Here is an 11,616-nt window from a genome sequence, read left to right on the forward strand (position 1 = left end):
GTTTTTATCTTATCCATTTTAAAAGCCAAATCAACGATTTGGCGGTGTTTGTAAATAGCACTGAACTTCCGTAAATCACTGCACGCTCTATTTGCTATATACAGTGTTAGATGCTGGCTTTAAATTATTTTTCTAAGGTTTACGAGTAAATCATTTTTGAATTTTTCATCTGTTTTTTTTGACATAAAATATTCCTTGTCATATCGTTGTTTCTGTTCGTGTTTCCCTGCCGACAAGAAATTAAGTTTTGAAATAGCCATAGACTGCACAAGTCTGCTTTTGTCGCTTAAGTAACTAAACAGCATTTCAATACTCTCTTTATTTTTTAGGTCAACTATTTGATCGAAATGAGCTTCTCGCATAGTGTCTGACGAGTGCTCCTTTAGTTGCCTTAATAGCTTTGAATAAATGTCATCTCCGTTAATCCGCCATATTGCTTGTCCAATTACTAAAAGCCAACTTAAATCGGTATTAGTATTTAATTGGTCGTATAAAATTGGTAGAGCTTCCTTATCCTTTAAAATTCCTGCAGCTTTGAAAAGGTGAGATTGTCTCAGTCTCAAATTCTGGCGAATGAGTCGTTTTGCAATCTCTTTATCATTTTCCGACATTGAATCAAAGAAGTATGTATCTACTTCATTCCTTGAAAGGCCATAAGCATTAATAAAGTGGTTTTGATAGAAGTCCTTAAACGCTTTAGACAGAGAATCTGAGTTTGGGTCAATATCGATTAAATATTCAGAAGCCTTAGGTGTAGTTTTTTCAACCACTACAGCCTTTTTTCCAAATATTTTTTTCAGTATTCCCATTTCTATATTTCAGCTAATTCCATTTCGTTTTGCGCTTGTACCCAACGGACTAGTGTATGAAGCGCAGTAGCGATTAGCCGCTATGATTTTATACACGTTGTTGTGCTTTCGTTATTTTATTTTTCAATTTAAATGTTCATCAATAGATGCCTTTAATTTTGTGCCTTGTTGTAATGCTTCTTCATAAAATTCTTGCTGAATTTTTATTTGATATAATCTGGCAAAATTTATTGTGGCCATTTTATCATCATTCGCTATAGCACTAATATCCAAAGGTATTGCCTCTCTTTTATCGTTTTGGTAATAATCTTCTAATAAAGGATGTTTGTTACTTCCCTTTCTGTGATATTTACTGTAGTGATTGAAATAATAAGGTTCTATTTCTTTTTTTATGAATGTGTTGGTGATTTCTTCACGTTCTTTAATTCTATACAATAAATTGTAATACGCAGTGATTTCCATTTGTAAGTCTTTTGGTAAAATGGAAAACTCTCCAGTCTTATTTAGTTTGTCATACGCGGTGCTATTAGCATAGAAGTTTTGTTCAAATAAGCTTGCAGTGATATAACTTGTTGTTAATGAGTCAAAAGGTATTATTTGTTGAAACTGATCAGATAGCATCTGACTTTTTATCACATTAGTTTTGATGACTTCGTTAAGTGCATCTAGCTGAATAAGGTCATCTGAGATGTTTTGGCTTAGTTGATTAAGCTGTATGTCAGCTGACTTTTGTGTTTTTGATTGTTCATTCCAGTTATTAATCTGAATCGCAATCAATATTCCAATTACCACAAGTATGATTTCTCCAATAGCATAAATCAGATATTTACTGAGCTTATTTTCAGTGAGTAAATTTTGACGGATTTTCCGAAAGAATTTTATCATTGGTTAGCGGTTGGTTATAATGAAGCACAACGTGTCCAGGTATGCCTCGTTCCGCAGCTTGTTTTGCGCCACTGGCGTGCCGACCCGACGGCGGCCTGAGTAAGGAGGCACCATGGACGGCGAGCAAAACAAGCTTGGAAACGGGATGTTTCCGGGTTTGATTTGAAGTGAATTTAGGGAAAAAAGTCAAACGTGGTGAAGAGGACGGAATGGGGCATACCCCTTGTTAGCTTTAGTTTACCTTTTATCGGTTGATTTCCTTTTTGCAATAAGAACAAACACCATTCCTGCAATTATTAAAATGTTTGAGAGGATCGAGTAGATAGAACCTCCATTAATTAAGTTGAGAACAAGTAGAATTAAACTTGCTATAATTAAAAAGATCGCTAAACCGCCTTTTATATCAAACATTTCGCAAAACAATTAAAGCTAACGTGTCCGGGTATGCCCCGTTCCGCAGCTTATTTTGCGCCACGGGCGGCGCCTTTATCCTTTGTGAGCCTGATGTTTCCTCGTGAGGGTAACGGCTACTTCAGGATGGCGCCCCAGGGACGGCGAGCAATACAAGCTTGGAACCGGGATGTTTCCGGGTTTGATTTCAGGTCAATTTAGGGAAAAAAGTTAAAGGGGGGGAGCGGACGGAATGGGGCATACCCGATGTTGTAGGTAGTGCTTTTAATTATTTGGAAGCGCTTCAAACTCTTTGCGCTTTTGTTCAAACCAATGCTTCATGTCTTCAGGGGATTTCATCTGCTTCTTCATATTCTCCATAGCCTTTAGATGGGGTTTGTCACCTTTTTGAAACATCTTCATACCATGTTTCTTACTCATCTCTGAAATTTCTTCAAATGTTTCGGCTCGAAATACCTTATCGCAAGCTCCTCCCAACTGATTACATGTCATCGATTTCATAAACATTCTTCTAAATTAAACTCCTTCAAACCATTACCTACAACGTGTCCGGGTATGCCCCGTTCCGCAGCTTGTATTGCGCCACAGGCGGCGCCTTCATTCTTTGGAAGCCAGGTGTTTCCTCAATGAGGACTTTGGCTACTTCAGGATGGCGCCCCAGGGACGGCGAGCAAAACAAGCCTGGAAACGGAAGGTTTCCGGGTTTGATTTAAAGTGAAATTAGGAAAAAAAGTTAAAGGTGAGCGGGAGGACGGAATGGGGCATACCCATTGTTGGCTACAGTTTTTCACCACCACACAAATTCGAAATTTCCTGAAATCAGGCCAATCGTGTAAATCAAAATAACATTCCAGATAAATGCTGATTTTGCTCTATTAGAATCATTAATCTGATCCTTCGCCAATAACTGTCTTTCTTTTTTTGAGATAATAGTTGAAAGCAAAGTTGAAAGTAAGAGAATTAATACTAGGGTTAATGTTGGCGAATTAGAAGTTATCAATTGCCATACATAGAAAATAATAACAACCAAAATGAGATGTCCAATCCAATATAGTTTTTTAGTTCCTGTCTTATTATTAGAACCGAATATTAGTTTGAATGGTACATTCAATATCGTAGCGAGTAATGCAAATAAGCCCCAATAGCTTGCAATAAATAATACTACTAGCGTAATTATTTTTGTTGTCATCTTAGGAATATTTTCAATCTTTTAGTTGTAGCCAACGTGCCTGGGTATGCTCCGTTCCGCAGCTTGTTTTGCGCCACGGGCGGCGCCTTTTTCCTTTGTGAGCCTGATGTTTCCTCGTGGAGGGTAACGGCTACTTCAGGATGGCGCCTCAGGGACGGCGAGCAAAACAAGCCTGGAACCGGGATGTTTCCGGGTTTGATTTCAGGTCAATTTAGGGAAAAAGTTAAAGGTGGGGAAGAGTACGGAATGGGGTATACCCGTTGTTGTGGTTAGTGTTTTATTTACTTAATTTCAATATTCTAAATGCACCTTGTATAACCAAAATAAAAACGATTGTTCCTATTATCAAATCAGGTTTGTTTGAATCCAACAAATTCACCAAAACCCCAGCTATTATTACTCCTAAATTAATAATCACATCGTTTGATGTGAAAATCATACTCGCTTTCATATGAGCCTCTTCTTTGCTCTTTGACTTTTGCAAAATATAAAGGCAAACTCCATTAGCGATAAGTGCGAAAATCGAAATGATTATCATTGTCAAAAAGTCAGGAAGTTCTTCCTCTTTAAAAAATCTCCTTAAAACTTCTACAAATCCAATGATAGCAAGTGTTATTTGAAAATATCCAGCGAGTTTTGCAATCCTCTTTTTTCTCGTCAATGTTCCTCCAACCGCAAATAAGCTAATTCCGTAAACAAAGCTGTCGGCAAGCATATCCAAACTGTCGGCAACTAATCCCATTGATTTTGAGATTATTCCAGTTGTCATTTCGATGAAGAAAAAGACGAAATTTATTCCGAGTACAGACCAGAGTAATTTTTTCTGGTTTGAGTTTTCATTAAATTCCGTTTGGTTGGTCTGTTCGGTAGAGATAACCTTTCCGCCCAAATTCAGTTCAAGAACTGATTTTTCGATTTGGTCAATTTCACCGCTGTGAAAAATGGTCAGTTTTCGGTTAGAAATATCAAAGTCTAAATTCACAATACTTGAAATGTCGTCCAATTTCATTCGGATTAGATTTTCTTCAGATGGACAATCCATTTTGGTAATCTCAAATATTGTTTTGTTCATTCAATCTTCTGTTTTTGACATTAACCACAACGTGCCGGGGTATGCCCCGTTCCGCAGCTTGTTTTGCGCCACAGGCGGCGCCTGTATCCTTTAAGAGCCTGGTGTTTCCTCGTTAAAGACCAGGGTTATTTCAGAATGGCGCCCAAAGGACGGCGAGCAAAACAAGCTTGGAAACGGAAAGCTTCCGGGTTTGATTTTAAGTCAATTTAGTGAAAAAAGCTAAAGGAGGGGAGTAGGACGGAATGGGGGATACCCGCTGTTATATGTAGGCAATAATTGCATTATTTGAAAAGCCAGATTACCGCCCAGACAATTAGCCCTGTAAAAAAAAAGGCGAGAATGTATGCCAAAATTTCCCATTGAGCATCTTTTTTTGCTTGTTTGCGAATTTGACTTTTAAGAATCTCAAATTCTGCATGTGAAAGCTTTTTGAACTCCACTTCTGTTTTTCCGGAAACCTCATAGAGTATATCCTTAAGCTCTCGTATTTTCCGCTTTTTAAGAATTGCCCGATTATTCTTTAAGCTAACGATAGCACTTAACATGCTGCCTTCACCACCCATTCAATGATCTTTTAAAATTCTATAGTATATCGTACTTGAGCAGTTTTTCAGCTTACATATAACGTGTCCGGGTATGCTCCGTTCCGCAGCTTGTTTTGCGCCACGGGCGGCGCCTTTATCCTTTGTGAGCCTGATGTTTCCTCGTGGAGGGTAACGGCTACTTCAGGATGGCGCCCCAGGGACGGCGAGCAATACAAGCTTGGAACCGGGATGTTTCCGGGTTTGATTTCAGGTCAATTTAGGGAAAATAGTTAAAGGTGGGGAAGAGTACGGAATGGGGTATACCCGATGTTGTGTGCAGTAGAATTATTTATTGATAATCTTTTTTAGCAATACAATTTGTCCCAAGTGATAGTAACAATGTTCAATTAGGCCATCAATATTTCTAAGGTAGTTTCCATATTTCTTATCAACGAAGTCCTTGTTAAGTTGTTCTTCGGAAATTTTTTCTAGTATTTCAGCAAGTTTCTCCGTGTCCTTCCAGAAATTACCTTGAAAAGCCATCCATTCGTTTTGCGATTGGATAGCAGGAAATTCAAAGCTGAACTGATCCTTTATTTCAAGTTTACCAGTGATGAAAACGTTTTTTATACCGTAAATAAAATAATGGACATGTTGGGCAATCTCTGATATTGTATTAAAAGATTCAACCCTTTTTTCGGCAACCGTCCAATCTATAAATTCTATTTGATCTTTAAAATTTGTATTGGCAATCCATGTTCCATCTAGGATAACCTCTCGGAGTCTGTTTGCTAATTCTTGACCTTTTTTCATTTAAAGATTATTCTAGTGCATATTGCACACAACGTGTCCGGGTATGCCCCGTTCCGCAACTTGTTTTGCGCCTCTGGGCGTGCCGACCCGACGACGGCCTGAGTAAGGAGGCACCAAGGGACGGCGAGCAAAACAAGCCTTGAAACGGGAAACTTCCAGGTTTTATTTAATGTCAATTTAGGGAAAAAAGTTAAAGGTGGGGAGGAAGACGGAATGGGGTATACCCGTTGTTAGGGTATGTTACACAACGCCATAAACCTTGAATTTTAAAATTGAGTCTTTACTTAGGATTTCCCTTTTTTGTTATACGAAGAATTCCACCAAATGCAAAGAATGAGACCACTAGTAAAACCTTATAATCACTTAATGGATTATCTGGCCACATATCCAGAAGTGTTATAAATAGAGCCGTGGCATTTACAATAACAATTACCCAGAGTAAAATTTTAAATGCTTTCTTCATTTTTAATATACCCTAACGGTTTGGCTATGGCACGTGTCCCGAAGGGCATGTGCTATAGCCGTTGTTGTGCGGTCGGCTTTTTTATTTTTTTCAACTTCATCATTTAACAGCAACTTGTCCCTTGTTGGATTGGTGGACATTTCACTGTTCCGTAACTACAATACACGCAACAGTCGCCTTGTTTTGGCTTTAATACTTTCTCGCAGTTATCACACTCGTAAAAGAATTGACAAGCATCTGTCGGCATAGTCTCCGCCTTTTTATGTCCGCAGTTGGGGCAAGTGATTATTGATTGTAGTTCTATGTTCATTTAATTTCTTTCTTGTCCGTTACTGAATAGCCTGTTTTTTCAATGGCTTCTTCTATTTCTTCAATGCCTGTTTGGGCCTGGTCAAATTCAATGATTGCATTTCCGTTTTCGTAAGACGCAGTAGTCTGGATAATTCCTGTCAGTTTATTTACTTCCTGATTTACGTGTTCTTCACAACCCGAGCAAGTCATTCCGTTTATTTTGAATTCGGCTGTCTGAATTTTTGATCGGTCGGTGACAACTGTTGTATTTTCTGTCTGTGGGAAGAATACGTTTGCATAAGTTGGAAATGAAAGCATTAGTCCTGCAAAAACTGTCACAATAGCTAAAAATTTCTTTGTCTGAATGAAAGGAGTTTTTTCAGTTGTATCGCAGTCGCAGTCAATTTGTTTTTGCGGTTTCAGTTTTTGATACCATGCGAACCCAAGCACCAAAACTGTCAGTCCGATTAAATACGGTCGCAAAGGGTCAAGCCAAGAAAATGTCGAGGCGAGTCCACTTGTCCCTGCCAACAAAGCCAAAACAGGTGTAATACAGCAAAGGGAAGCCGAAATTGCTGTTAAAAGTCCAAGTCCTGTTAGTTTGTTTTCTGATTTCATTTTATTTCTTCTAATACTCTTTGTTGTCTTTTTCCGCTGCCGCACAACGTGCCTGGGTATGCTCCGTTCCGCAGCTTGTTTTGCGCCACGGGCGGCGCCTTTTTCCTTTGTGAGCCTGATGTTTCCTCGTGGAGGGTAACGGCTACTTCAGGATGGCGCCTCAGGGACGGCGAGCAAAACAAGCCTGGAACCGGGATGTTTCCGGGTTTGATTTCAGGTCAATTTAGGGAAAAAGTTAAAGGTGGGGAAGAGTACGGAATGGGGTATACCCGTTGTTGTGGTTAGTGTTTTATTTACTTAATTTCAATATTCTAAATGCACCTTGTATAACCAAAATAAAAACGATTGTTCCTATTATCAAATCAGGTTTGTTTGAATCCAACAAATTCACCAAAACCCCAGCTATTATTACTCCTAAATTAATAATCACATCGTTTGATGTGAAAATCATACTCGCTTTCATATGAGCCTCTTCTTTGCTCTTTGACTTTTGCAAAATATAAAGGCAAACTCCATTAGCGATAAGTGCGAAAATCGAAATGATTATCATTGTCAAAAAGTCAGGAAGTTCTTCCTCTTTAAAAAATCTCCTTAAAACTTCTACAAATCCAATGATAGCAAGTGTTATTTGAAAATATCCAGCGAGTTTTGCAATCCTCTTTTTTCTCGTCAATGTTCCTCCAACCGCAAATAAGCTAATTCCGTAAACAAAGCTGTCGGCAAGCATATCCAAACTGTCGGCAACTAATCCCATTGATTTTGAGATTATTCCAGTTGTCATTTCGATGAAGAAAAAGACGAAATTTATTCCGAGTACAGACCAGAGTAATTTTTTCTGGTTTGAGTTTTCATTAAATTCCGTTTGGTTGGTCTGTTCGGTAGAGATAACCTTTCCGCCCAAATTCAGTTCAAGAACTGATTTTTCGATTTGGTCAATTTCACCGCTGTGAAAAATGGTCAGTTTTCGGTTAGAAATATCAAAGTCTAAATTCACAATACTTGAAATGTCGTCCAATTTCATTCGGATTAGATTTTCTTCAGATGGACAATCCATTTTGGTAATCTCAAATATTGTTTTGTTCATTCAATCTTCTGTTTTTGACATTAACCACAACTGGTTTTAACCCCAAGATATAAAATTAAAAACCATCCCCCCTCCGGGATAACAGCAGGTTTGAGGTAGTTTTATCGGGGGGCGGGGTTGTTTCCGGCAGGAGCAGGTCCAGGGGGCTCTGGATGTCCAAGAGGTCCTGGCGGGAGACATGGGTATAGACCATGGTGGTTTCCGGCCGGGCGTGGCCCAGAAGTTCCTGGATGTAGCGGATGTCCACGCCCTGTTCCAGCAGGTGGGTGGCGTAGGAGTGTCGCAGCATGTGGGGGGTGACTTTTTTGAGGATGCCGGCCCGGCGGCTGTTGGCTTTTAAAAAGGCCCGGATGCTTGTGGCGCTGTACTGCTGCCCGGGGCGGCCTTCGGCCAGGTAGCGCGACGGGGCGTAGGCCGTGAGGTAGTCTCCCAGCAGGGGGAGGAGCCGCTCGGGCAGGACCACGCGCCGGTCTTTGCGGCCCTTCCCGGCCCGGACCAGCAATTGCCGTCGCGGGATGTCCACTTCGGCCAGTTGCAGATTGATGAGTTCGCCCACCCGCAGGCCGCATCCGTAGAGCAGGGCAGTGAGTGTGCGGTGCTTCAGGTTCCGGGTTTGCTGCAGCAGGCGCATCACCTCGGCCTTCCCCAAAACGCCCGGGAGTTTCCGGTCCTTCCTGGGGCTCACAAGCCCCTTGGCCTCCAGGTGGCAGGCGGGCAGGAAAGCCTCCAGTTGTTTCAGGGCGCTGATGGCCTGCCGGTGGGTGCTGACGGAAACCTTCCGCTCGAGTACCAGCCACTGCAGGAAGGCCTCCGCGTCCGTCTGGTCTGCTTTTTCCGGCGGTTTCTCGCCCAGGAATTCCAAAAACTGGGCTGCCATGGTCCCGTAGGAGGCGATGGTGCTTTCGCTGTAGCGCCTTCCCCTCAGGAACTGCCGGTAGGTATCCAGCAGCGTAGGGTTGGCTTCCCGCGCCAGGCGTTCCCTGAATTTTTCCACTTCGCCCTGTCCGGAAACAATATATCCCGCCTCCCTGAGGTGGCGGATCAGCCCCTTGGCGTGGTTCGGGTCCGGCAGATGCCAGAAGCCCAGGGTGGGGTCCCAGCGGGTACCCGGGAACTGTTTGATGCATTCCTTGGCCGCAAAGGAATACCGGAAGGTCACCCGCAGGTAGTCGCGCCCCTTGAACTGGTAAGCGGAGAGTCGGAATCGCGTCGGCATGACGGGAAGGTACCTCCATTCCCTGCAGGTGGGTTGCAGTGGGGAAGGGGGCGCCCCGTTCATCCGAGGCTAAGAAGCCAGTTTTTCCCGGAAGTCGTTGATGATGCCCCCCTTGGTGAGGATTTCTACTTGCCGGGGGGTCATTTTATGCGTTAGCGGGAGGTCCACTTCGTTGTTTTTGTTCAGCACCCGCACGGTGATGGGGTTGCCGGACCGGACGCTTTCCTTCAGGTTGCTGAAGCGGATGACTGCCCCTTCCTCAATTTGTTCGTAATCTTCCGGGTTGATGAATTCCAATGGGAGGATGCCAAAGTTGATGAGGTTCTGCCAGGCAATCCGCGCGTAGTCCTTGGCAATTACGGCCACCTGCCCGAGGTATTTCGGCCCGATGGCTGCGTGCTCCCGGCTGCTTCCCTGGGCGTAGTTCTCCCCGGCCACCACCACATGGCCCCCGTACTTCTCCTTGGCCTGCATGGCCCGCTTGTAAAAGGTATCGTCGATAACGGTAAAGCTGAACTTGCTGATTTCCGGGATGTTGCTCCGGAAGGGGAGGACCTCGGCCCCGGCCTTCATAATCTCATCTGTGGAGATGTTGTCCCCCATTTTCAAGAGCACCGGCACCTCGTATGCCTCCTGCAGCTGGTCCATTTCCGGCAGCGACTGGATGTTGGGCCCTTTTTTGAGTTTGATCTCCGCCTTGTGCTCTGTGGGGGCCACCAAGAGCTCCTCGTGGATCTTTTCGGTCTCCGGGGCCTCGTATTGCGGGTAGGACATGCCGTAGGATTCCTCCAGGGTCCGGGGGTCTGTAATTTTACCCGTCAGGGCCGAGGCGGCCGCGGTTTCCGGGCTGCAGAGATACACCTGGTCGTCCTTGGTACCCGAGCGGTCCGGGAAATTCCGGGGCATGGTCCTCAGGCTGATCGTATCGCTTGCGGGGGCCTGGCCCATGCCGATGCACCCCATGCAACCGGATTGGTGGAAGCGCCCCCCGGCCTTGATCAGGTTGGCAAAGGCCCGGCTTTCGATCATGTTCTGGATGAGTTGTCGGGAGGTCGGGTTGATGTCGAAGGAGACCTCCGGGTGCACGAGCCGGTCTTTTACGATGGCCCCGGCAATCCAGAAATCCCGGTGCCCGGGGTTGGCCGAGGAACCGATCACCACCTGGCTGATGGGCTTTCCGGCCACTTCCTCCACAGGCACCACGTTGCCCGGGCTTGTGGGGCAGGCAATCAGCGGCACCAGTTCGTCCAGGACGATCTCGTCCTCCAGGTCGTAGGTGCAACCCGCATCCGCGGTGAGCTCCACCCAGTCGGATTCCCGCTCCTGGGATTTCAGGTAGCGCCGGGTTTCCCCGTCACTGGGGAAGACGGTGGTGGTGGCCCCGAGTTCGGCCCCCATATTGGCGATCACATGCCGGTCCATGGCGCTGAGGCCCTGGAGCCCATCCCCGTGGTATTCGATAATTTTCCCCACGCCCCCCTTCACGCCGTGCCGGCGGAGCATTTCCAGTATTACGTCCTTGGCGCTCACCCAGTCCGGGAGTTTGCCCGTGAGACGGACCCCCATGATTTTGGGCATCTTCACGAAGTAGGGTTGCCCGGCAATGGCCCCGGCCACGTCCAGGCCCCCGGTCCCGATGGCGAGCATGCCGAGCGCTCCCGCGGCGCAGGTGTGGGAATCCGACCCCACCATGGTAGCCCCGGGCACCCCAAACCGCTGCATGTGCACCGGGTGGCTCACCCCGTTTCCGGGCCGGCTGAACCACAGCCCGAATTTCTGGGCGGCCGAGTGCAGGAACAGGTGGTCGTCCGCATTGCGGAAATCCGTCTGCAACAGGTTGTGGTCCACGTACTGGACGGCTACTTTTGTCTTGGCCCGGTCCAGGCCCATGGCTTCGAGCTCCAGTTGCACGAGCGTCCCGGTGGCGTCCTGCAGGAGCGCCTGGTCGATTTTAAGGCCAATCTCCGAGCCGGGTTCCATTTCGCCCTCCAGCAGGTGGGCGTGAATCAGTTTCTGGGCGACGTTCATTTTTGACATGTTACTGGGATTTGAATATTGGGTTCTTCGGATTTCTTTGTGTTTCCCTCGGGCTTTGTGTTTCCCTCGGGTGTTGTGTTTCCAGCGGGTATTGTGTTTCCTGCAGGTTTTGTGTTTCCGGCGTATTCTGCAAGCAGACCGCCGGGACAGCGCATGCAGAGGTCCCTATAACTTACAAAATTCCCGGGGGATTTGTGCGCGGTT

General features: G+C 45.2%; 12 protein-coding genes. All 12 read right to left on the reverse strand.

The genetic code is table 11. From position 1 onward, the window contains the following. Window positions 1-119: 119 nt before the first annotated feature. The 12 genes from RB2501_RS08685 to RB2501_RS08740 all read right to left on the reverse strand — a co-directional run bounded on the left by RB2501_RS08685 (window position 120) and on the right by RB2501_RS08740 (window position 11,412). Window positions 120-809 carry a HEAT repeat domain-containing protein gene (locus RB2501_RS08685; RefSeq protein ID WP_015754414.1) on the reverse strand — a complete coding sequence of 230 codons (690 nt, stop codon included), beginning with the start codon at window positions 807-809 and terminating at the stop codon, window positions 120-122. Between the two features lie 123 nt (window positions 810-932). Then, window positions 933-1,694 (reverse strand): DUF6090 family protein, encoded by a 762-nt coding sequence (locus RB2501_RS15840; protein ID WP_015754415.1) that lies wholly within the window; start codon window positions 1,692-1,694, stop codon window positions 933-935. Between the two features lie 675 nt (window positions 1,695-2,369). Then, window positions 2,370-2,606, reverse strand: coding sequence for a hypothetical protein (locus RB2501_RS08695; RefSeq protein ID WP_041327673.1), 237 nt, complete (start codon window positions 2,604-2,606; stop codon window positions 2,370-2,372). A gap of 286 nt (window positions 2,607-2,892) precedes the next feature. After that, entirely contained in the window at window positions 2,893-3,294 is a 402-nt protein-coding gene (locus RB2501_RS08700) for a hypothetical protein (protein ID WP_015754418.1), read from the reverse strand. A 277-nt stretch (window positions 3,295-3,571) separates the two neighbouring features. Then, a complete protein-coding gene (locus RB2501_RS08705) occupies window positions 3,572-4,366 on the reverse strand; it encodes a cation transporter (RefSeq protein ID WP_041327125.1) in 795 nt (264 codons plus the stop codon). Window positions 4,367-4,647: 281 nt separating this feature from the next. After that, window positions 4,648-4,929 (reverse strand): hypothetical protein, encoded by a 282-nt coding sequence (locus tag RB2501_RS08710; protein WP_015754420.1) that lies wholly within the window; start codon window positions 4,927-4,929, stop codon window positions 4,648-4,650. Window positions 4,930-5,235: 306 nt separating this feature from the next. Further along, a complete protein-coding gene (locus RB2501_RS08715) occupies window positions 5,236-5,703 on the reverse strand; it encodes a hypothetical protein (protein ID WP_015754421.1) in 468 nt (155 codons plus the stop codon). 566 nt (window positions 5,704-6,269) lie between these two features. Beyond that, window positions 6,270-6,476 (reverse strand): GDCCVxC domain-containing (seleno)protein, encoded by a 207-nt coding sequence (locus RB2501_RS16400; protein ID WP_083760702.1) that lies wholly within the window; start codon window positions 6,474-6,476, stop codon window positions 6,270-6,272. Next, window positions 6,473-7,075 carry a mercuric transport protein MerTP gene (gene merTP, locus RB2501_RS08725; protein WP_041327127.1) on the reverse strand — a complete coding sequence of 201 codons (603 nt, stop codon included), beginning with the start codon at window positions 7,073-7,075 and terminating at the stop codon, window positions 6,473-6,475. The genes RB2501_RS16400 and merTP overlap by 4 nt, the downstream gene beginning before the upstream one ends. 289 nt (window positions 7,076-7,364) lie before the next feature. Further along, the gene (locus RB2501_RS08730; RefSeq protein WP_041327125.1) at window positions 7,365-8,159 is read right to left on the reverse strand and encodes a cation transporter; all 795 of its coding nucleotides are present in this window, start codon (window positions 8,157-8,159) and stop codon (window positions 7,365-7,367) included. 55 nt (window positions 8,160-8,214) lie between these two features. Beyond that, window positions 8,215-9,375, reverse strand: coding sequence for a tyrosine-type recombinase/integrase (locus tag RB2501_RS08735; RefSeq protein WP_015754423.1), 1,161 nt, complete (start codon window positions 9,373-9,375; stop codon window positions 8,215-8,217). 69 nt (window positions 9,376-9,444) lie between these two features. Then, complete coding sequence (locus tag RB2501_RS08740) at window positions 9,445-11,412, reverse strand: aconitate hydratase (protein ID WP_041327128.1); 1,968 nt, start codon at window positions 11,410-11,412, stop codon at window positions 9,445-9,447. Window positions 11,413-11,616: the final 204 nt, after the last annotated feature.

It is taken from the genome of Robiginitalea biformata HTCC2501 (assembly GCF_000024125.1).
Classification (GTDB): Bacteria; Bacteroidota; Bacteroidia; order Flavobacteriales; family Flavobacteriaceae; genus Robiginitalea; species Robiginitalea biformata.